The organism is Gardnerella bivia (assembly GCF_049262715.1).
Lineage (GTDB): Bacteria > Actinomycetota > Actinomycetes > Actinomycetales > Bifidobacteriaceae > Bifidobacterium > Bifidobacterium vaginale_A.
In genome coordinates this window covers 98,749-125,133 of the sequence record NZ_CP058399.1, presented here as the reverse complement: position 1 = coordinate 125,133, position 26,385 = coordinate 98,749, and the positions used below count along the sequence as shown (strand labels likewise).

At 37.1% G+C, this 26,385-nt stretch carries 21 protein-coding genes, 2 tRNA genes and 2 pseudogenes; 21 read left to right on the top strand and 4 right to left on the bottom strand.

The features are described 5' to 3' along the window. The first annotated feature begins 60 nt into the window (after positions 1-60). The 3 genes from HXT27_RS00710 to HXT27_RS00700 are packed head-to-tail and all read left to right on the top strand — an operon-like array spanning position 61 to position 2,147. Positions 61-933 (top strand): thymidylate synthase, encoded by an 873-nt coding sequence (locus HXT27_RS00710; RefSeq protein ID WP_103043499.1) that lies wholly within the window; start codon positions 61-63, stop codon positions 931-933. Between the two features lie 47 nt (positions 934-980). Further along, positions 981-1,589 carry a dihydrofolate reductase gene (locus HXT27_RS00705; protein ID WP_075523997.1) on the top strand — a complete coding sequence of 203 codons (609 nt, stop codon included), beginning with the start codon at positions 981-983 and terminating at the stop codon, positions 1,587-1,589. A 12-nt stretch (positions 1,590-1,601) separates the two neighbouring features. After that, a complete protein-coding gene (locus HXT27_RS00700) occupies positions 1,602-2,147 on the top strand; it encodes a low molecular weight protein-tyrosine-phosphatase (RefSeq protein WP_103043500.1) in 546 nt (181 codons plus the stop codon). Positions 2,148-2,324: 177 nt separating this feature from the next. Here the strand turns inward: HXT27_RS00700 and HXT27_RS00695 are convergent. Next, positions 2,325-2,398: transfer RNA gene (locus HXT27_RS00695), tRNA-Pro, on the bottom strand. 113 nt (positions 2,399-2,511) lie between these two features. Between HXT27_RS00695 and lysS the strand changes: the two genes are divergently transcribed. Continuing rightward, on the top strand, positions 2,512-4,185 hold the full coding sequence (lysS, locus tag HXT27_RS00690; RefSeq protein ID WP_103043501.1) for a lysine--tRNA ligase: 1,674 nt from the start codon (positions 2,512-2,514) through the stop codon (positions 4,183-4,185). A 53-nt stretch (positions 4,186-4,238) separates the two neighbouring features. Beyond that, positions 4,239-4,979 carry a phosphoglyceromutase gene (locus HXT27_RS00685; RefSeq protein ID WP_103043502.1) on the top strand — a complete coding sequence of 247 codons (741 nt, stop codon included), beginning with the start codon at positions 4,239-4,241 and terminating at the stop codon, positions 4,977-4,979. 100 nt (positions 4,980-5,079) lie between these two features. On the opposite strand, the gene phoU is transcribed toward HXT27_RS00685, so the two are convergent. After that, the gene (gene phoU / locus HXT27_RS00680) at positions 5,080-5,760 is read right to left on the bottom strand and encodes a phosphate signaling complex protein PhoU (RefSeq protein WP_103043503.1); all 681 of its coding nucleotides are present in this window, start codon (positions 5,758-5,760) and stop codon (positions 5,080-5,082) included. 202 nt (positions 5,761-5,962) lie between these two features. On the opposite strand from phoU, the gene HXT27_RS00675 reads away from it, so the two are divergent. The 3 genes from HXT27_RS00675 (at position 5,963) to HXT27_RS00665 (ending at position 11,209) form a co-directional block, all read left to right on the top strand. Continuing rightward, positions 5,963-7,312: a sensor histidine kinase gene (locus tag HXT27_RS00675; protein ID WP_103043504.1), complete on the top strand. Its 1,350-nt coding sequence runs from the start codon at positions 5,963-5,965 to the stop codon at positions 7,310-7,312. A 65-nt stretch (positions 7,313-7,377) separates the two neighbouring features. Continuing rightward, positions 7,378-10,026 (top strand): S9 family peptidase, encoded by a 2,649-nt coding sequence (locus tag HXT27_RS00670; RefSeq protein WP_103043549.1) that lies wholly within the window; start codon positions 7,378-7,380, stop codon positions 10,024-10,026. A gap of 460 nt (positions 10,027-10,486) precedes the next feature. Continuing rightward, positions 10,487-11,209 carry a Crp/Fnr family transcriptional regulator gene (locus HXT27_RS00665; protein WP_422113164.1) on the top strand — a complete coding sequence of 241 codons (723 nt, stop codon included), beginning with the start codon at positions 10,487-10,489 and terminating at the stop codon, positions 11,207-11,209. 218 nt (positions 11,210-11,427) lie between these two features. Here the strand turns inward: HXT27_RS00665 and HXT27_RS00660 are convergent. Together HXT27_RS00660 and HXT27_RS00655 are read right to left on the bottom strand one after the other, a co-directional pair. Continuing rightward, a tRNA-Val gene (locus tag HXT27_RS00660) sits at positions 11,428-11,501 on the bottom strand. A 90-nt stretch (positions 11,502-11,591) separates the two neighbouring features. Then, positions 11,592-12,482 carry a S16 family serine protease gene (locus HXT27_RS00655; protein WP_422113163.1) on the bottom strand — a complete coding sequence of 297 codons (891 nt, stop codon included), beginning with the start codon at positions 12,480-12,482 and terminating at the stop codon, positions 11,592-11,594. Positions 12,483-12,578: 96 nt separating this feature from the next. Between HXT27_RS00655 and HXT27_RS00650 the strand changes: the two genes are divergently transcribed. The 13 genes and pseudogenes from HXT27_RS00650 to HXT27_RS00590 all read left to right on the top strand — a co-directional run bounded on the left by HXT27_RS00650 (position 12,579) and on the right by HXT27_RS00590 (position 26,383). Continuing rightward, positions 12,579-13,880, top strand: a complete 1,302-nt coding sequence (locus tag HXT27_RS00650) for a DivIVA domain-containing protein (protein WP_297643436.1) — start codon at positions 12,579-12,581, stop codon at positions 13,878-13,880. Positions 13,881-13,933: 53 nt separating this feature from the next. After that, positions 13,934-14,659, top strand: a complete 726-nt coding sequence (gene recO / locus HXT27_RS00645) for a DNA repair protein RecO (protein WP_075523989.1) — start codon at positions 13,934-13,936, stop codon at positions 14,657-14,659. A gap of 228 nt (positions 14,660-14,887) precedes the next feature. Then, positions 14,888-16,231, top strand: a complete 1,344-nt coding sequence (locus HXT27_RS00640) for a Yip1 family protein (protein WP_422113162.1) — start codon at positions 14,888-14,890, stop codon at positions 16,229-16,231. Positions 16,232-16,370: 139 nt separating this feature from the next. After that, positions 16,371-17,162 (top strand): isoprenyl transferase, encoded by a 792-nt coding sequence (locus tag HXT27_RS00635; protein WP_075523987.1) that lies wholly within the window; start codon positions 16,371-16,373, stop codon positions 17,160-17,162. Positions 17,163-17,195: 33 nt separating this feature from the next. After that, entirely contained in the window at positions 17,196-18,335 is a 1,140-nt protein-coding gene (locus HXT27_RS00630) for a prephenate dehydrogenase (RefSeq protein WP_422113161.1), read from the top strand. Between the two features lie 10 nt (positions 18,336-18,345). After that, complete coding sequence (locus tag HXT27_RS00625) at positions 18,346-18,651, top strand: DUF6725 family protein (protein ID WP_199172747.1); 306 nt, start codon at positions 18,346-18,348, stop codon at positions 18,649-18,651. A gap of 53 nt (positions 18,652-18,704) precedes the next feature. Next, positions 18,705-18,974: pseudogene (locus tag HXT27_RS00620) on the top strand (site-specific integrase); the annotation flags it as partial. A 477-nt stretch (positions 18,975-19,451) separates the two neighbouring features. Next, positions 19,452-20,036 (top strand): annotated as a pseudogene (locus HXT27_RS00615) (tyrosine-type recombinase/integrase); the annotation flags it as partial. Positions 20,037-20,278: 242 nt separating this feature from the next. After that, complete coding sequence (locus HXT27_RS00610) at positions 20,279-21,154, top strand: exodeoxyribonuclease III (RefSeq protein ID WP_103043512.1); 876 nt, start codon at positions 20,279-20,281, stop codon at positions 21,152-21,154. 205 nt (positions 21,155-21,359) lie between these two features. Next, on the top strand, positions 21,360-22,295 hold the full coding sequence (locus HXT27_RS00605) for a DUF3710 domain-containing protein (RefSeq protein ID WP_082266323.1): 936 nt from the start codon (positions 21,360-21,362) through the stop codon (positions 22,293-22,295). A 239-nt stretch (positions 22,296-22,534) separates the two neighbouring features. Beyond that, entirely contained in the window at positions 22,535-23,344 is an 810-nt protein-coding gene (locus HXT27_RS00600) for a DUF3159 domain-containing protein (protein ID WP_103043513.1), read from the top strand. A 178-nt stretch (positions 23,345-23,522) separates the two neighbouring features. Beyond that, on the top strand, positions 23,523-24,974 hold the full coding sequence (locus tag HXT27_RS00595; RefSeq protein WP_422113160.1) for a class I SAM-dependent RNA methyltransferase: 1,452 nt from the start codon (positions 23,523-23,525) through the stop codon (positions 24,972-24,974). A 650-nt stretch (positions 24,975-25,624) separates the two neighbouring features. After that, positions 25,625-26,383 (top strand): hypothetical protein, encoded by a 759-nt coding sequence (locus HXT27_RS00590; protein ID WP_020757402.1) that lies wholly within the window; start codon positions 25,625-25,627, stop codon positions 26,381-26,383. The last annotated feature ends 2 nt before the right edge of the window (positions 26,384-26,385 follow it).

Here is a 26,385-nt window from a genome sequence, read left to right as displayed (position 1 = left end):
TATTAAAATTTTGACAATTTTATCTTCTAAAATTTATTAGCATTTTGTTAAAATGGCATTATGGCTTTAACAAAAGATGAACTTGCAGCAATTCGCGCGCGTGTACCGCAAAAACCAATATCAGATATACCTACTCCATATGAAGATTTAGTGCGAAAAATCTTGATGGAAGGAACGTTAAAATCAGATCGTACTGGTACAGGTACAATTTCGCTTTTTGGACAGCAAATTCGTTTTGATATAAGTGAATATTTTCCGCTTATTACTACGAAAACAGTGTTTTTCAAAGGTCTTGCTTACGAATTACTTTGGTTTCTTAAAGGCTCAAGTAATGTGCGATGGCTTCAAGAAAATGGAGTTCATATTTGGGATGAGTGGGCTGATGAAAATGGTGATTTAGGCCCTGTTTACGGTGTGCAGTGGAGGAGTTGGCCAGCTGCGACTAAAGAAAATCCTAATCGCACGATTGATCAGATTGCTAATGTTTTAGATCTTATGAAAAATCATCCTGATTCTCGTAGAATGATTGTTAGCGCTTGGAATCCTGCTGAAGTTGAGAATATGGCGTTGCCTCCGTGCCACTCGCTTTTCCAATTTTATGTTGCAGATGGAAAGCTTTCATGTCAGTTGTATCAACGTTCTTGTGACATGTTCCTTGGCGTTCCTTTTAATATAGCTTCATATTCTCTTTTAACTATGATGATGGCTCAGCAAGCAGGTTTGAAGCCTGGAGAATTTGTGTGGACTGGCGGTGATTGTCATATTTACGATAATCATGTTGAACAGGTTTTAGAACAACTTTCTCGCGTTCCATATCAATATCCGCATCTTGAAATTCATAAGGCTTCTTCGATTTTTGACTACGAATACAGTGATTTTAAGGTTGTTGATTATAAGCATCATCCTACTATTAAAGCGCCAGTTGCTGTTTGATTATTATTTGTTGATTTTTAGCGAATTTGAGTCGCCTAGGAGTTTTTATGCTAAATGGTATTCCAGTACGTTTAATTTGGGGACAAGCTCTAGATTTAGAAGGCAACATTGGTGCAATGGGAGTAAATGGTGGTATGCCTTGGAGACTTTCTCCGGATTTGCGCTATTTTAAGGAGATGACAATTGGTTGCCCTGTGATTATGGGTCGTGGAACATGGGATTCTATGCCAGAAAAATTCCGTCCTCTTCCGGGACGTGAAAATATTATTGTGTCTAGAAATCCTGATTTTATGCCTGATGGAGCAAAAAGTTTTACGAGTATAAATGATGCTATTTCTTATGCTTATCAATGGATTGAAGATAAGAATCATCCAAATTGCATTGATTTACCTAAAGACGGTGTAGCGATTTGGATTATTGGAGGAGGGTCAATATTTAAGGAGATAATTAACTCTAATATTGTTGATGCTGCTTATGTAACACAAATTGATTTTAGAGTGAATGCTGATACTTTTGCTCCAAATATTATGCATCTCGTAGATGAAGGTTTGTGGAAGGTTGATCGCGAAGGCGAGTGGATTACTTCTGAAATGAAAGTCGATGGAAAGAAAGTTTTCGCAAAATATAAATTTATGGTTTATAAACCAGTTAGATAATGGGGCAGAATTATGAATTGTGATAATAAAATTCACGTAGATGCTAAGAATCCTTATGTTGTTATGACTGTTTGTACAGGTAATATTTGTCGTTCTCCTATGGCGGAGATTGTTTTGCGAAACGAGTTTCAGTTAAGAGGTTTGGGTGATGTTGTAGCTGTTAAATCGAGTGGTGTTAGCGATGAAGAATATGGTAATCCTATTGATAATCGCGCTAAAAGAGAGTTAATTAAGCGTGGTTACAATTTGCCTAGAACTCATTTTGCTCACCGTATTGATGCAAGTGAGATCGCGGAAACAAACCTATTCTTGCCAATGACAGCTTCGCATATGCGCTCGTTGATTAGATTATTGCCAGTTGAAAAGCGTTCTCTTGTGCATATGTATCGTTCTTTTGATCCATCTATTCAAAAGCCTGCCCCAGGGCGTGAAATGCTTCTTGATTTAGCTGATCCGTGGTACGGAGGTCCTCTAGAGTTTGAAGTAGCTATGAATCAAGTTGAACAATGCGCTCCTTATATTGTCGATTGGGTGGAGAGCCAAATTACTCGTCAATAAGTTTCGTAGTTAAATCGCTAGTTTTAAGTGTTGATTTGTTTTAGTTTATTTACATAAAGCAGAGTTCATTTATTTGTTGTGTAAATGTGAGTTATTTGCACATTAGTTGCATATTCGACCTATTTTTGAACGATAAAACAAGCCAAAAACGTTGATATACCAACTTTATGACAAAAGTCGGGCTGGCGGGATTTGAACCCGCGGCCTCTTCGTCCCGAACGAAGCGCGCTACCAAACTGCGCTACAGCCCGATGTTGAAAAATCATATGAATGTTTCAACAACGTCCGCAATGTTACAGGTTGGCACATACAATTTATTTCTATATTTTCATGCTGTATTCCCTTTTGACTACACTTAACGATTATGATTGACACGAATACTGCAATGCCTGCCGTACAAAACGCTGCAGAAGACGAAGAAACAGATAACACAAATGAAATGGGCACCGTTGAGCGCGCTGAGATGCTGCTTGCACAAGATGAAGCAATTGCTAAGCGAGTTGATGAAGGTGCAACGCTTGATGAAGCAATAGACCCAAGTAACAAGGAATTTGGTCCACTTGCGCATCCTGAGCAAGTGCAAATGCGTGTTGCTAAGCGTGCGATGATGCTTAAGGAAGGTGTGCAGCCTTATCCAGTTCATCTTAATGTTACGGACACTATTGATGATGTTCGTAAGCAGTTTGACGGTAAGCTTCAAGCTGGCGAAGAAACTGATACCGAGGTTGGTATTGCAGGTCGTGTTCTTTTCTTGCGTAATGCAGGTGGATTGTGTTTCGTGAAACTTTCTGCTGGAGATGGAACTACGATTCAGGCTATGGTTTCTAAGAAGGAAATTGGCGATGAATCCATTAAAAGCTTCAAGCAGATAGTTGATTTAGGCGATCACTTGTATGTGCGTGGTCGTGTGATTTCTTCAAAAACAGGCGAGTTGTCAGTATTTGTAACCGAATGGGCGATTGCTGCTAAGGCTTTACAACCTCTTCCTGCTTTGCATAAGGAATTGAGTGATGATACTCGCACACGTAAGCCTTATATTGGCATGATTGCAGATGAGAAGATTCGCGATATGGTTCGCAAGCGTTCTCGCGCTGTTGCTTCTCTTCGTCGCACCTTCGACAGTCATGACTTCTTGGAAGTTGAAACTCCAATGTTGCAAACTGTTCATGGTGGCGCTGCAGCTCGACCATTTACTACTCATATGAACGCTTTTGATATTGATCTTTATTTGAGAATTGCTCCTGAGCTTTTCTTGAAGCGTTGCTTGGTTGGTGGCATTGAGCGAGTGTTCGAAATCAATCGTGATTTTAGAAATGAAGGTGTGGATGCAACTCACGCTCCAGAGTTTACGATGCTTGAGGCTTATCAAGCTTATGGAACATACGATACGATTGCAGAACTTACTAAAGAATTGATTCAAAAATCTGCGATTGACGCTTTCGGATCTACTAAAGTTACTTTGCTTAACGGCGAAGAATATGATTTCGGTGGCGAGTGGAAGCAAATTACAATGTATGGTTCGCTTAGCGAGGCTTTGGGTGAAGAGATTACTCCTGAAACTTCTGTTGAGCATTTAGGCAGACTAGCAGATAAACTCGGCGTTGAGCGCGATGAAGTTGAGAATCACGGCAAGTTGGTTGAGCACTTGTGGGAGCATTTCTACGAGGATAAGCTTTATGAGCCAACATTTGTGCGCGACTTCCCAGTTGAAACAAGCCCGCTTGTTAAGGGTCATCGTACGAAGCCTGGAATGGTTGAGAAGTGGGATTTGTATGTTCGTGGATTCGAACTTGCAACCGGCTATTCAGAGCTTAATGATCCTGTTGTTCAGCGAGAACGTTTTGTTGCTCAAGCTAAGGATGCTTTGGCTGGAGATGTTGAAGCAATGGATATTGACGAGGACTTCATTGAAGCTCTTGGTGTTGGTATGCCTCCTGCAGGCGGAATGGGCATGGGTATTGATCGTTTGCTTATTGCGCTTACTGGTGCAACTATTCGCGAAACTATTACATTCCCACTTGTAAAGCCATTGCGCTAGTTGATGCAAAATTTAATGCAAGTAGTCGTACGAAACGAATAGACTAGGTAATTATGACATATAAATTAGTATTGCTCCGACATGGTCAGAGCGCATGGAATAAAACCAATCAGTTTACTGGTTGGGTTGATGTACCGCTGACTGAGCAAGGTGTTGAGGAAGCTAAGCATGGTGGCGAGCTTCTTAAAGAGAAGAATGTTCTTCCAGACATCGTGTTCACTTCTTTGCTTCGTAGAGCTATCAATACAGCAAATTATGCTCTTGATGCAGCAGATCGCCTTTGGATTCCAGTTCGCAGGAGCTGGCGTTTGAATGAGCGTCACTATGGTGCTTTGCAAGGTAAGAACAAGTCTGCAATTCGTCAAGAATATGGCGATGAGAAGTTTATGATTTGGCGTCGTTCTTACGCAACTCCACCTCCTGAGATTGATTCAAACGATCAATATTCTCAATCTAATGATCCTCGTTATGCAGGGGAGCCAGTCCCAGAAACTGAGGCTTTGGCAAATGTTGTAACTCGAGTGACACCTTATTGGGAGTCCGATATTATTCCAGAACTTAAGTCAGGCAAGACTGTAATGATTGCAGCTCATGGCAATAGCTTGCGCGCTATTGTTAAGATGCTTGATGGCTTGAGCGAGGAAGAGATTTCAAAGGTTAATATTCCTACAGCTATTCCTTTGCTTTACGAGTTGGATGAAAACTTTAAGCCAATTAAGCCTCGTGGTGAATACTTGGATCCAGAAGCTGCTGCTGCTGGCGCTGCTGCTGTTGCTGCTCAAGGTCAAAAGTAATAGTCTGTTATTATTTTAAAAAAGTAGGTCTGTAAAACAAGCTTTGCAGACCTACTTTTTTGTATTTTGCTTGTATTTTAGTTATTTAGTAATTAACTCTTTATTCAACAATCGTGTCTTTATCTGGCTCTGGCTTCTTAGACGGATCGAAACCTGAAACAATAAACACTACTTGCCTTGCTGCAGCTACGCAATGATCTCCAATACGCTCAATAAACCTGCTTAGTAAAACTAAATCAATAAGTTGTTTACGCGTTCCATGCCAAGAATCACTTTCAACAGTTGAGAAAATCTTCTCGTGCAACTTATCAAGTGTATCGTCACTATCTATTATTGCATTTGCAATTTCGACATCATGCTTTGAAAGCATATCTGTTAGTCGTCCAGAAAGCACGTGCAGAAAATCGATCATCGAAGTGACAGTATCTTTAGCTTCTTCAGGTATTGCTGAATCAGGCCAAGTTCGTCTTGTAATTTGTGCTACGTGGCTTGTTAGATCTCCCATGCGTTCGAATGTAGTTGCTAGTCGCATTGTTGCTACAACTTCTCGCAAATCTGTTGCAACTGGATTTTGTCTTGCAAGCAAAGTTAAGCATTGGTCAATTACTCTATCTTCTAGTGCATCAAGTTTTATATCTTGGTCTATGACTTCTTGTGCAAGATCTATATCTGCTTTAACTAACGCGTTTCCAGAATCGTTCATGGCTTTTGCTACAAGCTCAGCCATGCGTTCTAAGTCTTTAGCCACGGCTTTCATCTCTTCGTTGAAAATCACTCTCATGGTGTGTCCTTTCTTGTTCGCGTAATTGTTTGCAAGCGCTCTATCTAATTATAAGTGACGCTTACAACTAAGATTGTGATTTTTTAGAGTGAATTGTTAAAAGTTTCTAATTTGTCTTAGGATTTTATTAACTGAGATACAAGAATTACAATATATTTTATTTAGTGTTACTAAAACGTGAGAAATATGAGATTATAAAAATATGCCTCAAGATTCTTCAACTGTTGTGTTTATAGTATTTGGCGTTGTTGTTGTATGCGTCTTGTTAGCTTTGTTTATGCTTATATCGGATTGGTTTTTGCCCCTCTCTAATTGCATTATTCAATTTTTTTCTAGATTTAAGTGTTTTATATTAAAATCTTTTAGATTTTCTAAAGCAAATCTAAATAATATTCCTTATGATTCTTCCTCGAACGCAGATGATATTAGCGAAGATGCTTCTAAAGTTTTGGCTATGCTCAATTCTCCAACTATTGTAATTGATTCTGAAAATGATGTGATTCGTGCAAGCTTTGAAGCTTATATGCTTGGAGTTGTTGCTGATGATGATTCGATTGTTGAGCCAAAAGTAATACGTGCAGTTAATAATGTTCGTTCTTCTGGAACATGTGAGCGTTTTAATTTAGTTACTTCTACTCCTGACAGATATATTGATGTTCAAGATGATGTTTTTAGCTTAGATCACGATTCTTATGAGTCTAGAGATAATTGTGAGAATTGTAAAACATCTGCTTTATCAACAGTAACTAGACCTAATTGGCTTAATGTTACGGTTGGAAGTATTGGAAATGGCTTGATTGTTGTAATTATTGAAGATACTAGTGCTGCTCATCGTTTTGCTCAAACTCGTGAAGATTTTATATCTAATGTTTCTGATCAGCTTATAAGTTCTACTCGCATGATTTCAAATTTGACTAAAGTTTTGCAATTTGAGCGTGTAAGTGATGTAAGCGAAGAGAAAATAAAAAATGTAGCTGCGCTCGCAAATAAATCGTCTAAGCGTCTTGAACATATGTTAGAAGATTTGTTGCTTTTAATCAGCGCTCAAGATCCTATAAATCCTAATGATTCAAGTATTTTATCTGTTAAAGATATTATTGATGAAGTTAAAAATCAGGTTGTTTCTTTAGCTGCAAATTGTTGTGTGAAAATTAGAGTCCAATCTGAGTCTTCTTTGAAAGTTTTAGGTTATGAAAATCAGATTTGTACTGCTATTCGTAAATTAGTCGAAAATGCTATTGTTTATTCTCATAAGAATGGCGTTGTTTCTATTAAAACATCTGTGTCAGGGAGTGGAAAATATGCTCTTATTAAAGTAGTAGATTGCGGTGTTGGAATTCCGCTATGCGATCAATCGCGTATTTTTGAACGTTTTTATCGTTCTAGTAATCAAAACGATAATAGTCAAGACGGTGTTGGTCTAGGGTTGGCAATTGCGAAGCATGTTGCATTAACACATAATGGTTGGATTACTTTGTGGAGTAAGCCTAATCAAGGTACAACTGTAAATTTTGTTTTGCCTATAGCTCCGATTGGTGCTGATTTATTGTAAAATGCTCTTTTATAGGTCAAAATATTGAAAGTTTAAGTTGTTGGGGATTAAGAGTGGAAGAAAATATGGATATTTTTAATACTTGCGATTGTGACTCTAGTGCCAAATGTGATGAAAATAATTCTGTTAATCCTCCTGTGGCTGAAAAAATTCCAGAAAAACGTGAATATCATGGTGATATTTTTATAGATAATTATGCTTGGATGAAGGATTGTAATAATCCTGTTGTTCGTAAATATATTGATGCTCAAAATAAGTACACTTCGTCTAAAGTCGCGCATTTAAGTGGATTGCGTAAAAAATTATTTCAAGAATTGAAGTCAAGAGTACAAGAAACAGATATGTCTGTACCAACTCGAATGAATGGATATTGGTATTATGTGCGAACTTGTGAAGGGAGTCAGTATGCAATTCAGTGCAGAATTCCAGTTATTAAAGATGATGATTGGGTTGCACCTGTAATTGATGAAAAAGCAGAACCTGGAACTACAGATTATGAAGAAGTTATTTTTGATGCAAATTTAGAAGCCAATATTACTAATTCATCGTTTTTTAGACTAGGTGGGATGGATGTAAGTTTAGACGGTATGCGCATGCTCTATGGAATAGATGTTCATGGAGACGAGCGATATGACTACTATATTCGCGATCTTCACATTGAAGAATTTGCATCCTCAAAGCGTAGAACTGTCACTTATACTCAATTAGATGATTCTTGGAAAGGTATTTCTTCTGCATCTCTTTCTCCTGATGGAAAATGGGTGTGGTATGTGCGATTAGATGATGCATGGCGTCCATATCAAGTTTTCAGGCATAAAGTAGGAGAACCAACAAGTAGTGATGTAAAAGTTTATGAGGAATTAGACGAGCGATTTTGGGTAAATGCATCTATTAGTTTTGATGATAGGTATGTAGTAATTTGTAGTGATTCCAAGACTACTTCTAAAGTGCTTATAACTCCTTTAAGTTCTCCAGAAGACGATTTTCGCATGGTTGTTAATCCTATTGATGGAGTTGAGTACGATGTATCTTTTGCTTGTTTTGAGCATGGTGGCGAAGATGGTGAAGATATTCCTTTAGTTATTATTAACCATAATGCGCGTAATCCTAATTTTGAGATTGATGTTATTGATATGCGCAATCCTGTAAATAATTCTTACTCAAATAATTTTGACATTATTTGTAAGAATATGCCATACGATATTGGAGATGGAGTTTGTATTGCTTCTGGATCTCCTTACGGATGCGAAAAAGGTGATGAAGTCATTCATGATGCTTCTAATATGCCAATTAGCACTCCTTATTTTGTTGCTGAAAATCCAAGTATTATGCAAGGATGCGTAGGTTTAAGTATTGATGGATTATCTATGTATAAAAATTATGCATTGATAACTTATCGTGCAAATGGCTTGCCTCATTTGGCTGTTGTGTCTAAGGCTGAAGCTGTTAAAGATTTTCTTGACGCAAGACCGTGGAATTTTAGAGAAATTTGTGTAAATAATATTTTAGATTCTGCTGAGTGTTCTGACTTTGCTGAGTGTTCTTCATTTGACGCTGAATGCTTTGATTCCAATAAATCTTCAACTGAAAGTTATGCTAATTCTTCTGTTAAAGATTCTTCTGCTAACTCTTCTGCTAAAGATTCTTCTAGTTTTCAAACAAGAGTAAAACTTCAAACAATCTCGCAAAAAGATGTAAATGCTAATAGGTTGTATTCTATTTACCCTGTTGGAAACCCCTCTTACGAAGCTCCATGTTTACGTTATGCTTTTTCTAGTTATGCTACTTTAGGTCAATTGCGTGAATTAAATCCAATAACAGGTGAAGATAGACTTTTAAAAAAAGGTAAAATTCTTGGCGATTTTGATGAGAATCGCTATGCTGAACGCAGAGTTTGGATTATTGCTAGAGATGGTGAGCGTGTTCCTGTTTCGTTGGTGTGGAATCGCGATACTGTAGCTAATACAAACGCTATGTTTATAACTGCTTATGGTGCTTATGAAATAAGTTCAGATCCAGCGTTTTGTGTTTCTAGATTAAGTTTATTGGATCGCGGAGTCTTGTATGCGCAAGTACATGTGCGTGGCGGTGGAGAAATGGGTCGAGCTTGGTATGAACAAGGTAGACGACGTAATAAAAAGCATACTTTTGAAGATTTTATTGATGCAACTTATTCATTACAAGAACAAGGATATGCGTCTTGTGAACAAACTGTTGCAAATGGAGGTTCTGCTGGCGGTCTTCTTATGGGAGCTGTGGCAAATATGGCTCCTAATCTTTATTCTGGAATAGAAGCCGATGTGCCTTTTGTTGATTCTCTTACAACTATGTTGGATACTTCATTGCCTTTGACTGTAACTGAATGGGATGAATGGGGAGATCCTTTAGACAATGTTGAAGATTATAAATATATGAAATCTTATTCTCCTTACGAAAATATTCCTGAATTTTCAAGTAATTCTAAGAGTGAGAATTGTGGAAATACTTTGAATCATTTTCCAAAAATATTGATTACTACTTCTATGAACGATACTAGAGTTCTTGTTACAGAGCCAATTAAATGGTTAGCTCGTTTACAGGAATCTGGAATTGACGCTATAGCGTATATACAAACAGACGGCGGTCATGGAGGAACTTCTGGAAGATACAATAGTTGGAAAGAAGTATCTTATGAAAATGCTTGGTGTCTTGATGCTATGAAAGTAAGTTTATAAATTAGTTTTATAGAATTTTTCCTATTTGTTGTTGCTGAGTTCTCGGAGTTTCTCTCATCGCAAGATTTTTACATTGCTCTAAGAGAAACTCCGAGAGCTCTTTGCATGTTTAGTCTTTTAATCTTCGGCTAATCACCGAGATTTTTCAATTTTTCTTCTTCATTCGATGAATCACCACTTCGTGCTGAGGTTCATCTCATTCAGGGCGAAAAATCTTAAATCTCTGCCTAACTAATAGCAAAGAGTATTTTGTCAAAAAACTATGAATTATTTGTTTGAATAATAAAATGCATTATAATGTTATATCCATTATCCTGTATCATGTGTAGATGACTTATGTCGAATCTGTCAATAAGTGATTGAAAAATGTATTAAAATAGATGGTGGTTATATATAATTGTTTATGGAGTTGTCAAAGTAGCCCAATGAAGATAGCTGCTTACGAATATTGGAGGTAAAAGTGGTATTAAAGAAGAGTAATTTTAATATCGCAACGGAAGATTTGCCTCTTTCTCACACTACTTTGTTTAAGCATGTTCCTTTAGATGAAGCTCGTGAGCTATTTGAGAGTTTAAGGCAATCTGTGTTTTCTAAAGGTGATGTGATTTTTAATGAGGGAGATAAAGATCACAGAATGTATCTTCTTGAGCGTGGTCGCGTTAAGCTTGTAAGACATTCTCGTGATAATCGTATTCAACTTTTAAGTATTCACACTCATGGTGAAATTCTTGGTGAAATACCAGTTTTTGATCCTGCAGGTGGTCCGCGTACTGCATCTGCAATTGCGCTAACAGATAATACGTCTGTGTTGTGGGTGGAACACGATGTGCTTTTTGCTTGGATTGGTAAGCATCCTATGGTTGCTGTGAGCATGTTACAAGTTTTAGCTGCACGACTTCGTGCAAATAATGAACATATTTCCGACTTAGTGTTTATGGATGTTCCAGCGCGTTTAGCTAAGACTATATTGAATTTAGCTTCTAGATTTGGCGAGCCTATTCGTGAAGGATTATTAGTTCAGCATGATTTAACGCAAGAAGAATTAGCTCAATTAGTTGGATCTTCTCGTGAAACAGTTAATAAAGCTTTGATGGATTTTTCTAATCGAGGATGGATTAAACGTCGTGGAAGGTCAATTATTATTTTCGAACCCGGAATGTTGATTCGTAGAGCAGAACGTTAAATAGTTTAAATAGTTCAAATAGTTTAAATAGTTTGAATAGCTTGAATAGTTAAATAGTTCGAATAGTTCAAATAGCTTGAATAAATGTTAAGAATAAGAATTATAAAAATAGATAATAATTCCTAAAAATAGTTGCGAAAATAATTTAAATAAAAAATTTCAGAATAAATGATTTCAGAATAAAAAATTTTGTGACCAATAATCAATAGCGGAAATTGTGGGCGATGAGGGACTCGAACCCCCGACATCCACCGTGTAAAGGTGGCGCTCTAGCCAGCTGAGCTAATCGCCCGCTTGAAACAAGATACATTATGGTATGTACTAGAGTCAAGTTGTGTCGTAATATTTTTTACTTTTGCTTATTTTTCACTTTTATTACATTTTATTTTCTTAATCTACAAGCCGGAAGATTGTTCACGTCTTTTCCAGATCTAATAACTTCTAAAGCTTTCAATGCTTCGTCAATCGTTGCGACTTTTACAACTCTCATTCCATTTGGTATGTGTCCGACTACTTCGTCACAATTAGATTCTGGCGCTAAAAACCAAGTTGCTCCGTCACGTTTTGCTCCTATCATTTTTAGGCGTATTCCGCCTATTTCTCCAACGTTTCCTTTCTCGTCAATAGTGCCTGTTCCTGCAATTACTTTTCCGCCTGTTATATCGTATTTAGATAGCTTATTTAGTATTCCGAGAGTGTATATCATTCCTGCAGAAGGTCCGCCTATATCTTCTACATGTAGAGATATTTTTTTGCCTTCAGCAGATAATCCAAGTTCTTTAGCTTTATTTTTTGCAGCTTTTATTGCGCTATCTTGAGATGAATTCATCTCATTTTCTGATTCTTCTTCGTATTGATTTGCTGTTTGACCAATAGGAACTATCAATTCGCGTGGAAGAACATCGCGATTTGGGTTAAGCCAAGATGTAATAGCGTTCAATGTTGATGTTTCATATCCTGGTACGCCTGAAATTCCAACTGTAAGCAATAGTAATTTTCCAGATTTTTTTGATGCATCTGTTTTTATATTTATAACTTCTAATCCATCGATTTTACCCATTACGTCTTGTGTAGGCCCTGGTTCTTCAATTACGTAAGCGCTCGGAAGAATCAGTGCAAATATTGCAAGTATTACAGCTGCTATTCCAATAAAATACCTAATCGAGTGGTATGAAAAGTAACAATAAACTGATTTCGAGCATGATTTAATAATCGTAACTAATTTTTCAAAATTGTCTTTTATAATGTGCGTAATACAAGGAAATTTAAGCATGCTAATAATAATACTCGAGCATGTGTTGTGGCGCGAGTCGAAACAGTCGCGTAAAGTATAGCAAATAGGATTATTCGCTCAGGAGGTCAATCGTCGATGGCTCAGAACACCAATACTTCTCGTAATACTTCCAGTATGGAACGAGTTGGAAAGCGTAAGTTCGGTTATAATGTATCGCAAGTAAATGAATTTCTTGAGCGTGCTCACAAATCGTATGTGAGCAACGATATGGAATTGACTCAGAAAGATATTCAAGAAGTATCTTTTGATTTGGAACGCAATGGATATGTTATTTCTCAAGTTGATGCTGCGTTATCTCGTTTAGAAAATGCTGTAGTAGATAAAATCACTGAGTATGATATTTCTCATCGAGGTCGAGTTGTTTGGAAAGCAGAACTTGAAGATATTTATCGCACTTTATTAAAGCATGCTAAGCGCGCTGAGCGTCAACGTTTTGCTCCAGGCGAAGATAAGCGTCCTTCATATGATCGTACTCAAGTAGATGAGTTGGTTAATCAGATTTTAGATAAAATAGCTGTTTCTTTGGGTCGTGCTCCTTCATGGGATACTGAAGAAGATATTCTTAATGAAATTGAGTCTGAATTTGTGTCTGATATTGTTTTTACACAACGTAAAGGTAAGCGCGGATATGATGAGCGTCAAGTTGATTATTATTTGAATGCTTGTGTTCGCGTATTAAGTAAGCTTGAGTCTTATGACCGTATTTCTAATGATTTAGATGTGAACGCTGCTGATTCTTATGAGGATTCTAATTCAGAAGAGAAATCTGATTCTGAGTTTGGTTTGTCTTCTTTAGTAAAAAATAGTGAGGATAATTCAGCTGAATCTAGTGAAAAAAATGTATCTAGTTTGCCATCATTTGCTCCTACTTCCTCTAGTGCTAATGCTGAAGGAACTGTTGAAGCTGCACTAAGCGCATCTAATCTTTTTGGTGATTCTAATGCTGAGTTAGATAAAGAAAATCCTGTAGTATCTTCTTCGTTAAGTGATTTGGCTAATGGAGCTGTTCCTGAAAAGCAAAGTATTTTTGCTCCAGTTGAACATGATTCAGATGATGATAATTCTGATACAGATGACGATATGGTCCAAAGCGCAACTGTATTGTCTAATGTTAATAAGTCATCTGCTCCACTTCCTCCAGCTTTTCCTCCTGCTCCTAAGAAAAGCAGTTCTGAGCCTTTAGTTTCTGAGCCTTTAGTTTCTGATTCCTCAAATTCGGATTTGAATTCTAATAGTGAGGATCATTCTTCGCTTAATTTTGAGCAAAGTCGAAGCCTTAATTTAGATATACCTGACTTATCTTTCCCAATAATGAATAAGTTAGGCTCTTTCGACAGCTCTTCGGATAGTGATACTTCAGATAGCGAGAATAATTAGATTCGATCCTAAATTATATACGGCAATTTAGGAAGTGTTTTTAGTAAGAAAATATGCCTGTATATAGTGATGAAGCGGTAGTGCTTAGAACTTTTCCACTTGGTGAAGCAGATCGTATAGTTATTATGCTTACTCGTAACCATGGGAAAGTTAAGGCTGTTGCAAAAGGTGTGCGGAAATTAAAATCGCGTTTTGGCGGAAGACTAGAACCGTTTATGCGCGTTAGCACGTTGATTGCTAAAGGCAAATCTCTTGATGTTATTTCGCAAGCTGTTTCGCTGTATGCCTATGCAGCATCTATATGCGCAGACTATGATTTGTATAAATATGCAAATCTAATGGTTGAAGTTGTAGACGATATTGTTGGTGATTCATATCAAGATTCTTCTTCACAATACGCATTGCTTATTGCTGCTTTATCTGCACTTTCTCGTAATGCACATTCTCCTGAAACAATAGGAATGTCGTATGTTATGCGTGCATTATGTATTGCAGGCTGGTTGCCACGTATTGATTCTTGTGCTGTGTGCGGAACGAATGAAAATCTTTGCTATTTTAGTCCATCTTCTGGTGGTATTACCTGTGCTTCTGATTGTTCTAGTGAATCTTTACGTTGTAATGATGAAGTTCGCCAGAAAATTCGTGCATTGATACAAGGAGATTGGAATAATCTTGATGGAAGTGCTTTAGATGATGTTGTTGTTGCTTGTGTGAAATCTTGGTGTGAATATTATTTAGAACGTCCGATTCGTTCTATGAATTTTTCGGATAGTTTTTAGTTTAAGAAGTAAGTAATAAGTAGTATTTTTACGTTTTAATTCTTTCTTTATGTTCTGATTTTTTAAGTCAGTTTTAAGTAAATTTATGTTTTACTAATGTATACTTGTTTAATAGTTTTGCGTAATAATTTGCATATTTATGTAATAATTTGCGCTAGCTGATTGATTTATGATCAGAAAGTGATGACAATATTTTATAACTGTGATCATTGAGTTTGGAGGTTTTAAATGAGCGATGTCAATAATAGTATTGATGATTTTAGTAGCAAAAATCAAGTGAATAATACTCCTGAAAATAGTAATTATTCTAATGAAGATAACAATAATAGTTTCAAACAACAACAAGATTCTAGTGCTTATGAATCATCTATGAATTCAGATGCTAGTATTTCGTTCGATCCTAAATCTTCTTCGCCTTCTTCAGATTCTTCAAATCTTCACGGTCAATCTTCGCAGTATCCACAAGCTCAGTATCCTCAGGCTCAGTATCCTCAAGCGCAGTATCCTCAAGCGCAGCCTCAGCAATCTCAGTATTCTCAGATGCAATTCAATCAGCAGAATGCGCAATTTAACCAGCCTTCTCAGCCTTATGCACCTCAAAATTATAACCAGTCTTCTCAAGCTTATAATCAATTTAATCAGCCGCAGTTTGCTCAAGCGCAAGCTCAGTATGCTCAGACGCAACAACAGTATCCACAAGCTCAATATAATCAAGCTCAATATAATCAAGCTCAATATAATCAAGCTCAATATCCACAATCTCAGTATTCTCAGATGCAATTTAATTGTCAGTCTAGTTATAAGAAGCCTGATTATTCGCATTCTATGACTTATAATCAAAACAGCTCTCAATATGGATATAGGCAAAATGCTGAAACTGAACGCTTAGAAACATACTATACTTCTACATGGAATAAAAGAGAAAAAATATTATTAGCTATTATTTGCGTAGTTTCTATTGGCTTTACATATTTGTCTAATAAAGTTTTATATGATTCGTTTAATTCTTATTATCTTTATCGTCATTATTATCACACTCTGCCGAAAATTATGTTTTTATTTATAGATAACCTTTTATGGGCTTCTTATTCATTGTTACCGTTTACGCTAATATTCTCATTTGCAATAGTGCTTCGTAAAAAGTATTCAGTTATTTTACCTTCTATTTGTTCTATAGCAACTACTTTTTTGGTTCAAGCATTTCTCGACTTTATAATTTACAAAAATCATGATTTTAGCTCGTATTTGAAATTCATTGCTTATGCTATAGTGCCGACAGTTATTTTTGCTATTGTTTTAGAAATTTTGCAATGTAAGTTTATGATTCGTAAAAGATCAAATATTTTAAGTTCTATAATTTTAACGTTTGTATCTTCATTTATTTACGTATTTACTCATTTTGTTTTTTTGATTATATTATTCAAATCTAGCTATGATGTTTCTGACTACATGTATTCGATGATAAGCTCAGTTATATTATTGGTTGTTATTCCAGTGCTTGTATCTTTAATTATGAAACTACTTGGTCTTCCGAAGTTTCTTAATCCTCAAAGAGAGGAAATGAATCTGTAGCATAAGTAATTTTTCTTGAAAATAGTATTGATAATTTATTTCGCTCATTTAATGGTGTTTATAATTTATTTTGATTATTATGAATTATTGTTTTAGATGAGTGTTGTGTTCGTTTAATGGAGTTGTTAGATTCATAATTATGCTTAGCGAAAATGTTGATTATACATCTTTAGATATTCCTGCTGCTCCTTTTAGCGACCCTTCGCGCATACCTGATTTTTCTAAAAATGCAGTTCCTCGTCACATTGGCGTAATTATGGATGGGAATGGTAGATGGGCGCAAGAGCGTGGAATGATTCGCACAGAAGGTCATAGAGCTGCTGAGCCAGTTGTATTCGATATCATTGCTGGAGCTATAGAAGCTGGAGTTAGATACTTGAGTTTGTATACGTTTTCAACTGAAAACTGGAAGCGTTCTCCGCAAGAAGTACATTTTTTGATGGGATTTTCTAGGGATATTATTCGTAGACGCGTAAAACAGATGAACGATTGGGGAGTAAGAGTCAGGTGGTCTGGTAGACGTCCTCGATTATGGAAGTCTGTAATTGATGAATTAGAGCGTGCACAAGAATATACGAAGAATAATTCTACTATTGATGTAATTTTTTGCATTAACTACGGCGGTCGTGCAGAAATTGCTGATGCTTGCGCATCTATTCTTAAAGAAGTTCGAGAAGGTAAAATCAAAGGTGATCGTGTCACGGAGAAAATGATTTCAGATCATTTATATAATCCTGATGTTCCTGATTGTGATTTAGTTATTCGTACATCTGGTGAACAGCGCACGAGTAATTTTTTGCCGTGGGAAGCATCTTATGCTGAACTTGATTTTGTTCCTGAATTATTCCCAGACTACACTAGAGAAGCTTTGTGGCGTTCTATAGAGCGTTATGAGCATCGAAATCGTCGTTTTGGTGGAGTTAAAAAGTAGTAAATAAACATTATTAAACATTATAGAGTGAATATGTTAAACACTAATAGTGAAACATTCAGCGTAGGAATTTTGGGATTAGGTCTTATAGGTGGATCTTTAGCAAAACGATTAGCTAAAGAAAACTGTACTGTGTATGCATATAATCGACATTCTCAAATGTATAATCAAGCAAAAGAATTAGGAATTATATGTGTGGATAGTGTTAAAGAACTTGCACTGAAGAAGCCTAATGTATTATTCCTTTGCAATTCTTTATCTTCTATGCCAATTGTTCTTTCGCAATTAGAACATAATATAGATAAATCTATTACTACACTTAGTGATGTTGGTAGTGTAAAAAGTTTAGTTAGACAGCAAGTAAAAGAAGCTAATCTTGCAGATTGTTATGTTGGTGCACATCCAATGGCTGGAAGTGAGTTTAGTGGTTGGGAAGCATCTTGCAACGAACTTTTAGATAGTGCATTATGGGCATTGACTGTAGACTCTTGTACGCAATTATGGCGTGTAGCAAATGTTTTACATGTTATTACTAACGTATGTAAAAATAGAGCAATAGTAATTAACGATAGTGTTCACGACAAATCAGCTGCTTTAATATCTCACATGCCTCACGTTGTTGCTACTGCGCTAGCAAACGTATTATGCAATAATCCTAATCGCAATATTGCAATACAGCTCGCTGCTGGATCTTGGAGAGATATGACGCGTGTATCTTTAACTGATCCACAGCGCACTCGTGCTATGGTTAGCGAAGATAGAGATAATGTGTCAATACTTTTGCGCTCGCTTATTGCGCAGTTAGATAAAGCTGCAAGTATGTTAGAAGATTCTGCACAAAATTCGGATGATGCTGAGCGAGAATTTTTTGATGAAGCTAAAGCTTGGCGTGAATATAAGTATGCTATGCGTTTAAGTAAAAGTAAAAATATTTCAAAAAAGCATTTAGAGCACGGTTGTGAGTGTGATTCTTGTGAGTGTGATTCGTCATCTTCTTGGCGCGAGAATCTTTTGAATTCTGCTAAAAAAGGTGAAGAAATTATTGGAATTTCAAATAATAAAGACTTTTTTGATGGAAAGTTTTATGCTGCTAACAAGCTTTTTGTTGATAGTAAATATTCATATGAATTTCTTGTAAGAAAAAACGCAAATATGTTGAAATTTATGCGTTAAGTGGTGATCTATGCAATCGCAAAATAAATCTTGTTCTATAGATAGTTTTAATCTTCCGGATGTAATTCCTATGGGCGCTCGAATTGTTGTTAGAACTTGCAAAATCAGAAATATTCCAGGTGAATCTGAGTGTAAGCATCGTGAATATTATGACGTTATTGGTCATGTGATTGATTGGGATGGTGTAACTCTTCATATAATGCGAGATCCTGCTGCTAATGGTTCTCGTCCTGCTCAAGAAATGTATATAGACTCATCGGAAATAGTTCGGTGGAAACCTATTTTAGAAAGGCGATTTCAAAAACCTTTGAAATAATATATTCTTTCAATTAAAGTGCTGAGTTAAATATTAAAAATTAGATTTAATCAATGGTGAAAGCTATGAAGAATATGCGATTTTGTAAGCTTCTTGAAGATTATTGTTCGTATATTACAAACAATAAAGGTTTAAGTAAGCATACTGTTAAAGCGTATGGTTCAGATGTTGAGCGATTTCTTAAATGGTGTGAAGATTGCGGTGAAGAAGAACTAAATAGACTTTCAACTAACGATATTAGATTATGGATGGCTTATGAGTCTTCACAGGTTGTTCGTTCTAGTTTAGCGAGGAAAGTAGTAGCTATTCGCGGATTTTTAGATTGGTGTGTGCATTCAAATAACATAAAATCTAATCCTGCACAAATTATTTGTACTCCTAAAATAGCAAATGTTCTTCCAAATGTATTAGATGAATCCCTTGCGAAAAGACTTATGGACTATGCGGATTCGCAAAGTGATTCTGTTTCTTTCAAGTCTTTTTCTGTGAATGAAAGTTTATGTAATAATTCAAATTTAAGTGAGCAGAATAAATCTTCTGATATTTCTTATAATTCTGATAATTCTAATAATTTTGATAATTCGGATAGTTCTGTTAATGAATCTTCAAGTGGTTCTGACGGGTCTGATAGTGAGTATTCTGATATCTCTGACGGGTCTGATAGTGAGTATTCTGATATCTCTGACGGCTCTGATAGTTCTGTTAATGAATCTTCTGGTAACTCTGATAGTGAATCTTCTAGTAACTTTGTTAAACCAGCTAATAAATCTTCTCATGATAGGGCATTGCGTTTGCGTGATACTGCAATGTTAGAGCTTCTATATGCTACAGGTATGCGTGTTGGGGAACTTGTACTTTTAAGCTTGAATGATGTTAATTTTGAAAATAATACAGTTAAGGTTACAGGTAAAGGCAATAAGCAGAGAGTAATACCATTTGGTATACCAGCTGCGCGTGCTTTGCAAGAATGGCTTTCTACTTATGGGCGAGGAGAGCTTGTAAAAGTAGATTGTTTTGATAATTTTTCAAATAAAGGTTACGGTGATGTTATAGAGCTTAATAAGAAAAATCGTAATCATGAATCGAGTCGTGAAATAAATGATACTGCTGAAAAAGCTTTATTTGTTGGAGCTCGTGGAAAGAGGATAGATCAAAGGGTAGTTAGAGAAGTAGTTCATAGAATGGCTGCTCTAGCTCATGTTCCAGATATTTCTCCTCACTCTTTGCGACATAGTGCTGCAACTCATATGCTTAATGGTGGAGCTGATTTGCGTGAAGTGCAAGAATTATTAGGTCATTCTTCGCTTACAACTACTCAAAGATATACTCATGTTTCAATTGAAGCTCTAAAAAAACGTTATTCTCAAGCATTTCCTAGAGCGTAGCTTATAGGCGATTCTTATTATTTATATTTTTGTGTTGTTGCGTTTGTTCTATTGTAGTGTTTTCTTGTAGCGTTTTCTTGTAGTGTTTCTTCTTGCTGTCTTTGTCTTTCTTGTTTTTGTCTTCCTGTATTGCTGTTTTTGTCTTTCCTGTTGTCTTTCCTGTTTTTCTTGTTTATTCGTGTTTTCGTATTTTTGTGTTTAGACTAGACTCTTATATATACGTAAAAATCAGAAGGTTTAATATGATTGCAATTACAACTTCAAACTTAAATGGTATTCGTGCAGCTTCTAAAAAGGGTATGCTTGATTGGTCTGATTCGCACACTTCTGATGTGTGGTGTATGCAAGAAGTGCGTGCTCCTCAAGATGCAATCGATGCAATTATGTCGAAAATTAAAATTGGATATATCGAATCTGAAAATAATGAGATTAAAGAAAATTCTCATGAAAACGACAATTTTACGTATATCAACGAAGTTTGCAAAGTAAAAGGTCGTGCTGGCGTAGCACTAGTTACATCACTTCCTGTAGTTGGAAAGCGCTATGGATTGCCTGGTTTAAGTGAGGATGTGGATTCTGGACGTTGGATTGAAACAGATGTGCTCACTCCGCAAGGTTATGAGATTACTGTTGTAAGTGTCTACGTTCATGCTGGCAATGTTGATGACGTTGAAAAAATGCATCAAAAATTCCGATTTTTAGACACAATGCTCACTCGTTTAGGTGAACTTCGTGATATCGCTGCAAGCGGTGGGAATCAGGCGATTTTATGCGGTGATTTTAATATTGCGCACACTGCTTTAGATATAAAAAATGCTAAAGCTAATGAAAAAAATGCTGGATTCTTGCCTGAAGAGCGTGCTTATATTGACCGTTGGATTAACGAGTATGAGTTTGTTGATGTTATGCGAATGCTTGCAGGAGATATTCAAGGTCCATATACATGGTGGAGTCAGCGCGGTAAGGCGTTTGATAATAACGTTGGATGGAGATTAGATTATCAATTTGCTACTCCAGAGCTTGCTGAAACAGCTTGCGGATTTGTTATCGATCGAGCACAAAGTTACGATACTAGATGGTCGGATCATGCTCCTTTAACGATTCGATATAATTTGTGATAGTAGTTTCATTGTTTCGTTGTGCGTTTGTATTGTTGTGACTTTTTTTAAATTTAGTATTGTTTTGCTTTTAATTTAGAAAATAGTTTCAATACACGCATAAATATGGTGCTTTGCTTGTGGTAGTCTTAGTGAGTCGAGCAATCTTAAATAATTTATATAATGCTGATTGTTTTTAAGTTGTAATTATAAGAAACGAGGAATGATGGGCTGGTTTGGTTTTAAGCGCGGATCTCATGCTGCTAATGCAAAGTCCACTAAGGAAGTGGAAGAATCGCGTGAAAAACAACAAGATTTAGATAATAAAGAAGATAACAATTATATCAGCGCTTCAAAAACGTCTGATAATTATGATGATTCTGCTGATTCTGCTAATTCTTCTGATTATGATGGTGAAATACAGCATGGTCCTTGGGATGTCAATGATGATAATGTTCCAGACTATAGTGATTATTTGGATTTGGGTTCTTTTTATCTACCGTTCCTTCAAGGAATTTCGTTGCGTTTGAAGAAGCATCGTGAAACAAATCATATAATGGGAGTTATTGCTACATATGGTTCATCAAGCGTGTCAATCGAGGCATTTGCAGCACCTAAGTCTAGTGGGATTTGGGATGATATTCGTAAAGAGCTTATTGAGAGTAATGACAAAATAACTGAAATAGATGGAGCTTTTGGTAAAGAATTGCTTCTTCCAGTAAGCGTTGAAGGTAAAACTGTACAAACTAGATTTGTTGGTGTAGATGGTTCGCGTTGGATGCTTCGTGGCATATTCTCTGGGCAGGCTGCTGAACAATCTATGAAAAATAGTGATGAAACTTTAGCACTTAATGGCTGGTTCTCAAATATTGTTGTGAATCGAGGAGATGAACCTATGGCTCCTCGTGATTTAATTCCTATGCATGAACCAATAACTGCTAAGCAGCGCGCTGAAGCGTTGAGAGATGCACTAGGGCTTTCTGAAGCTACTGTTGAAGTGGAAGATGCTACTGGTGAAAGCTCTGGTGAGAACTCTGGTGAAAGCGGTGATAGTTCTCAAGATTCTATTCTAAAGCGTGATGATAGGCCTTTAGGTAAAGATCAGCAAGTTGAAGTTAAGACTACTCTTACTCGTGGCCCTATGTTCTCAGAAATTAGATAGAAGTAATCTAGATTTCTATAAGTTAGATATCGATAAGCTTTCGGTTTCAAGCTAGATATTTGCGATTGAAGTAATCGTAAGTAGTTGCGAGTAGTTGTAAGTAGTAAGTTTCGTAATAATCATATTAGGCTTAGTTTTAAGTCTAATGAATGCGTTTAGCTGTAAGTCTAGTTAGAAGTACTTGTGAATAAGTCTAGTTAATATGACTTGTATAAGTTCGATAGTAAAAGGATACGCTGTTGGAGAATAATGGTTTAAGCCATAATACATCAAATAAGAAACGCTCAGGGTTGGCATCTTTGGCTTCTATTGGATCTAAAGGAAACAATTTTTCTGTAGTTGATTCAATTGGTGGAGTTCGAGGAATAGTTGAATCCATGCTACCTGGCTTATTGTTCGTTATTTGCTATGTTGTAACACGAAACGTGCAGACAACTGTTATTGCATCCGCTGTTCTTGCTGTTTTGCAAGTTGTGATTCGTCTTATTCAGAAGCAGTCGCTTATGGGAGTAATTAGCGGACTTGTTTCCATTACAATATGCCTTATTTGGGTTTGGACAAGTCATAAAGCTGGCGACTATTACGTGTTGGGATTTATTACCAATGCTGTTTACGGTGTTTTTCTTGCTATATCGCTAATTGTTCGAGTGCCTGCTTTAGGGCTTGTGATTGAGTCGATTCGTAAAATGCCTACTGAAAATTTTGGCGCTTGGCTTCATGAGTGGCTTGACTATAAGCCGCTTAAGCGAGCTTACATGTATGTTACTGGATTGTGGATTTGCGTTTTTGCGTTAAGACTTATTTTGCAAGTGCCATTATATTTGATGAATCACTTTGTGTGGCTTGGAACTGTTCGATTGATTATGGGATTGCCGTTCTGGGCGCTCGCGATTTGGGTTTCCTACTTGATTATTGCAACTCCGTTTATGAGATTGCATCATAAAAATCGTGAAGATAAAGATAAAGATAATAAGGATGAAACTAATCTTCCATTACCTCATAAGAGTGAAGATAATAAGAGTGAAGTAAATCAGAGTGAAAATAAATAAGGGCTAAGATAATCAGTGCGAAGATAATCATCGTGGGAAAATTATAGCGAAGAAAATCAGAGCGGAGAAAATCATCGTGAAACTAATCATCGTGGAGAAAATCAAAGCTCGAGCACTGTAGCTGTAAATTAGAGTGATGAAAATCAGTTCGTCCAAACGTAAAATTAAGGGGTAGTCTATGCAAGTTACGATGCGTATTGAGCGTTATGCAGATCAAGGAAGATGTGTAGGTCATCTTGATGGACGCGTTGTGTTTGTGCGATTTGCGCTCCCTGGAGAGCTGGTCGTTGTACGCATGGATGAGCCGATGCGTGCAAAAGCTCACTTTTTCACTGGTGAAGTTGTGGAAGTTTTAGAGCCTAGCGCGGATCGTGTGGAGCCGAAATGGAAACTCGCGGGTCCCTTGGCTCAGGGCGGCGGAGTTGGAGGCGCTGATTTAATTCACGTTTCTTTGCCTGGACAGATTCGTTGGAAATCTTCCGTGATTGCCAATCAATTCCAGCGTTTAGCGCATATGGATGTTTTGGATAACGATGTTAGAGTTGAGCGAATGCCAGGCGATGAGGAGCTTAACGGATTTAATTGGCGTACGCGCATGGAGTTGGTTGCTGATAATGAAGGGCGATTGTCTATGCGAAAGCGCGAGTCACATGATCGCATTGCGATTGATACTATGCCACTTGCATCGCGTGCTGTTTTAGCTGTTGCGGATTCTTTGGATTTGTGGAATCGTAAATTTGAGCCGAATTCGCAAATTCGCCTTGCTGTTCCAGAGCCTAGGGTTGAGGGTCTGGATTTTGGTGTTGATTCTAGTGATAATCCTAGTGATAAGGCTGCGCTTCTTAGTGCGATTGGCGAAAATTATGCGCTTATAGTAAACGATGAGATTGTTGCAGGTTCTGCTTTGTTGCGAGAGCGTGTACGTGTTGCTGTTGATGGTGATTCATCTCGTATGCGTACTTTTGATTACGATGTTGATGCGCGCGGTTTTTGGCAGATTCATCGCGAAGCTCCAGAGCATTTAGTGAACTATGTTTTGGGATTAGTTCGTTCTACGCTTGGTGGGCGTAGTAAAAATACGGTTTTGTGGGATTTGTATTCTGGTTCGGGTTTGTTTACTATTCCGCTTGCTACTTTGGCTAATGTGAGCGGGGGTTCTGCTGTTGGTGTTGGTGTTAGTGGTGCTGCGGGTGCTAGTGGGGCTGCTGAACCAGCTCACGTGCTTAGTATTGAGGGTGCTCCGATTGCTGTAAAGAATGCAAGGAGAAATATTGGACGTGCTGGTCTTAGTAGAGATGTTGTTGAAGCTCTTGAAGGTGATGTTGCGCAAACGCTTGAGTCACAGGTGTTTAAGGCGAGTAAGTCATCTAAGATTGTTCGCCGATTTGCGCATCCAGATGTTGTTGTGTTGGATCCTCCGCGCGCTGGCGCCAAAGCTCAAGTTTGTAAGCAGATTGCGAATTCTGGAGCAAGAAGCGTTGTGTATGTTGCTTGCGATCCGACTAGTCTTGCTCGCGATGTCGGCACTTTTAGAGAACTTGGTTACAACGTTCAGTCTTTGCGTGCGTTTGATTTGTATCCAAATACTCATCACGTCGAGAGTGTTGTATTGATGTCAAAGGCTGATTAGGTGGGTGCAAGTTTGCCCTTGTGTAGCAGGGTTTAGCGAGGGCTATCGTTAAAAGGTTTAATGCGTGGCAGTTTTAAGCTGGGTTCTTGCGGTTTTTGAGCGTGATTTTGCTGTATGTGGGAAGATGTCAACGCTCTGGGGTCGAGTGCACAGGATGTTAACGTTAAAAAGTGCACCCACTTTGCACCCAGCTGGTGAAGTGGGGATATACAGTATTACAAGCATAATATAGTAAGAAATAATATGATGCTCTAAATCAAAGTTTCAGAGTACAGAGCAATAGTTTCAGTGTTCAAAAGCAAAGCTTCATTGTATACAACACGTAATGAAGCTAGATGGGAGCGTAATGAAAATAGACGAGTAAAAATAACAAATATACAATATATAAAGGCTAGTCAATATAGATTTTTTCTTGTATAATTAGCACAAGAAAAATTAGCATAAAAGGTTGACAAGCCATGAAAAGACTGACAAAATCCTTGACAGACAGACAGACAGACAGACAGACAGTGTAGTTCTGTCTTTTTTCACGTAGACTTTTTTAATTGGCAGAAATATATACCTGATGGATAGGTATGTGTTTCTGCCTATTTTTATGCAATTTTTCAAAACAATAAAAAGAACATTATTAGATTGATAAGGAGGAAAATATGAAAACATTAGTAAAAAAGACGATGGGTCTATTGATGGCAACATTAGTAGCATTTGGTGTAATGGCCGGAACTACGCAAGCGTTTGCGGCTGAAGGACAACTTGTATATAAAGTTGATAGTCAATTAAACGTAAGCGGATCCTTTTTCTTAAAGAAAATTACAGGAACCGTTGATGTGAGTAAGACTGTAACTGCATCTCCCGTCACGCCAATTGAAGGGCAAAAAGACTCTTATACAGGTACTATAAGCGCAAGCGTGGAAGCTGCTGACCTTTTTGAAGGAGCCTACAAAGTATATGAGAAAGAAATAAAAGGACAAGGTTTTGGACCTTGGAAATTTGAAAATATAATCATGTCTAGTGAAGGTGAAAAGTTCCCTATTGCTCAGTATACGGTAAAATTCCCTTCTAACTTCCACGTTGATAAGACGGGAATTAAAGCTACGGAAAATTCATCTGCTATCAGTGGCATTGAGGCTGAATATGTAGAAAAGGATAATTCAGTTGTTATCACCATTCAATTAGGAAATTGGAATGATTATCAAGAATTCTTTAAGCTTGTAGAAAGTGAACGTAATCAAACTGGGCACGAAATTAACGTAAATATCCCATATACCGTAGAAGGAAAAGAAGAATTACTTGGAACTATAACTGGTTCAGGAATTTGTCAATTATACAAATTTGGCAATCACCCAGTTAGTGATCCAATCGTTAACATCACCTCCCCATTAAAGTCACTTGAAATCAAGAGACCGTAGGA

What these genes read in the sequence shown, in the direction of transcription:
- HXT27_RS00710 (WP_103043499.1), top strand. Translation starts at nt 61, where the DNA reads ATGGCTTTAACAAAAGATGAACTTGCAGCAATTCGCGCGCGTGTACCG.
- HXT27_RS00705 (WP_075523997.1), top strand. Translation starts at nt 981, where the DNA reads ATGCTAAATGGTATTCCAGTACGTTTAATTTGGGGACAAGCTCTAGAT.
- HXT27_RS00700 (WP_103043500.1), top strand. Translation starts at nt 1,602, where the DNA reads ATGAATTGTGATAATAAAATTCACGTAGATGCTAAGAATCCTTATGTT.
- lysS (WP_103043501.1), top strand. Translation starts at nt 2,512, where the DNA reads ATGATTGACACGAATACTGCAATGCCTGCCGTACAAAACGCTGCAGAA.
- HXT27_RS00685 (WP_103043502.1), top strand. Translation starts at nt 4,239, where the DNA reads ATGACATATAAATTAGTATTGCTCCGACATGGTCAGAGCGCATGGAAT.
- phoU (WP_103043503.1), bottom strand. Translation starts at nt 5,760, where the DNA reads ATGAGAGTGATTTTCAACGAAGAGATGAAAGCCGTGGCTAAAGACTTA.
- HXT27_RS00675 (WP_103043504.1), top strand. Translation starts at nt 5,963, where the DNA reads ATGCCTCAAGATTCTTCAACTGTTGTGTTTATAGTATTTGGCGTTGTT.
- HXT27_RS00670 (WP_103043549.1), top strand. Translation starts at nt 7,378, where the DNA reads ATGGATATTTTTAATACTTGCGATTGTGACTCTAGTGCCAAATGTGAT.
- HXT27_RS00655 (WP_422113163.1), bottom strand. Translation starts at nt 12,482, where the DNA reads ATGCTTAAATTTCCTTGTATTACGCACATTATAAAAGACAATTTTGAA.
- HXT27_RS00650 (WP_297643436.1), top strand. Translation starts at nt 12,579, where the DNA reads ATGGCTCAGAACACCAATACTTCTCGTAATACTTCCAGTATGGAACGA.
- recO (WP_075523989.1), top strand. Translation starts at nt 13,934, where the DNA reads ATGCCTGTATATAGTGATGAAGCGGTAGTGCTTAGAACTTTTCCACTT.
- HXT27_RS00640 (WP_422113162.1), top strand. Translation starts at nt 14,888, where the DNA reads ATGAGCGATGTCAATAATAGTATTGATGATTTTAGTAGCAAAAATCAA.
- HXT27_RS00635 (WP_075523987.1), top strand. Translation starts at nt 16,371, where the DNA reads ATGCTTAGCGAAAATGTTGATTATACATCTTTAGATATTCCTGCTGCT.
- HXT27_RS00630 (WP_422113161.1), top strand. Translation starts at nt 17,196, where the DNA reads ATGTTAAACACTAATAGTGAAACATTCAGCGTAGGAATTTTGGGATTA.
- HXT27_RS00625 (WP_199172747.1), top strand. Translation starts at nt 18,346, where the DNA reads ATGCAATCGCAAAATAAATCTTGTTCTATAGATAGTTTTAATCTTCCG.
- HXT27_RS00610 (WP_103043512.1), top strand. Translation starts at nt 20,279, where the DNA reads ATGATTGCAATTACAACTTCAAACTTAAATGGTATTCGTGCAGCTTCT.
- HXT27_RS00605 (WP_082266323.1), top strand. Translation starts at nt 21,360, where the DNA reads ATGGGCTGGTTTGGTTTTAAGCGCGGATCTCATGCTGCTAATGCAAAG.
- HXT27_RS00595 (WP_422113160.1), top strand. Translation starts at nt 23,523, where the DNA reads ATGCAAGTTACGATGCGTATTGAGCGTTATGCAGATCAAGGAAGATGT.
- HXT27_RS00590 (WP_020757402.1), top strand. Translation starts at nt 25,625, where the DNA reads ATGAAAACATTAGTAAAAAAGACGATGGGTCTATTGATGGCAACATTA.